Annotated in this window: 1 protein-coding gene; it reads left to right on the plus strand. The window is 65.5% G+C overall.

Features of this window, described 5'->3' with window-relative positions:
• Positions 1-1,210, plus strand: a 1,210-nt coding sequence (locus tag ABVB68_RS36810) for a DUF4158 domain-containing protein (RefSeq protein WP_353605576.1), incomplete at both ends; no start/stop codon positions are given.

Below are 1,210 nucleotides of genomic sequence, written 5' to 3' on the forward strand. Positions count from 1 at the left end.
GCTGGAACGGTTCTTCTACCTCGATGACGAAGACCGGAAGCTGGTCGCGGGTCGGCGGCGGGACTACAACCGGTTAGGGTTCGCGCTTCAGGTCGTGACGGTCCGGCAGCTCGGGATGTTCCTGGCCGATCCGCTCGACGTGCCCCCGGAGCTGGTCGAATATCTCGCCGAGCAGTTGGGTATCGAGGATTCCTCGTGTGTGAAGCAGTACACCGAGCGGGACAAGACCAAACTCGAACATGCCTGGGAGATCCAGCGCGAGTACGGGTTGACCTCGTACAGCGAGGTCGAGTCGGAGTTGGCGGCGTGGGTCTCCGACCAGGCGTGGGTGACCGGCGACGGACCGAAAGCGATGTTCGCCGGCGCGGTCGACTGGCTACGTAAACGCCAGGCGTTGCTGCCGGGTCTGCGCACGTTGGAACGTTTGGTCACCGAGGGTCGCCAGGCCGCTGATCAGCGGTTGTGGGGTCAGCTGACCGATCAACTGACCGCCGGTTCGGCTTCAGCGCTGCTGGCGTTGCTGACCGCGCCCGAGGGCAAGCGCCGTGTCAGCGAGCTGGAACGGCTTCGCCGGGGCGTGTTCCGGACCAGTTCCAAAGGGATGCTGGCGGCATTGGACCGCCTCGCCGAGCTTATCGCGGTGGGAGGGCAGTCCCTGGATGTGTCGATGGTTCCGCAGCGCCGGGTGATTGGTCTGGCCACCTATGGATTGTCGAGCAAGGCTCCTGCGTTGCGGCGCCTCGAGCCCCGCCAGCATCGGGTGGCGGTGATGGTGGCCACGGTGAAAGTGCTGTCGGGCCGAGCGACCGATGACGTGCTGGAGTTGTTCGACCTGTTGATGGTCACGGATCTGATGTCGAAGGCCGAGCGGGAATCGCGTGAGGAGAAGTTGCGCCGGTATCCGCGGGTGTCGCGTCATGCGGGCAAGCTCGCCGCGGCGGTGAAGGTGCTGTTGGAGATGACCGAGGTCGAACCGGACCTGAGCTTGGAGATGATGTGGGATCTGATCGAGAACACCGCGACCAAGAGCGAGCTCCGTGCCGCTGTCGCGGTGATCGACGAGCTGGTTCCGGTGGATGACGTCGAGTTGAACGAGCAGCGCCTGGAAGAGTTGGCGGGGCGCCTGGCCACGGTCCGGGTGTTCCTGCCACCGAGGATGCGCACCGTGGTGTTCGGGGCCACCGCGGACGGTGCGGCGGTGCTGGCGGCG

It is taken from the genome of Streptomyces sp. NPDC096012, from assembly GCF_040426375.1.
Taxonomy (GTDB): domain Bacteria; phylum Actinomycetota; class Actinomycetes; order Streptomycetales; family Streptomycetaceae; genus Streptomyces.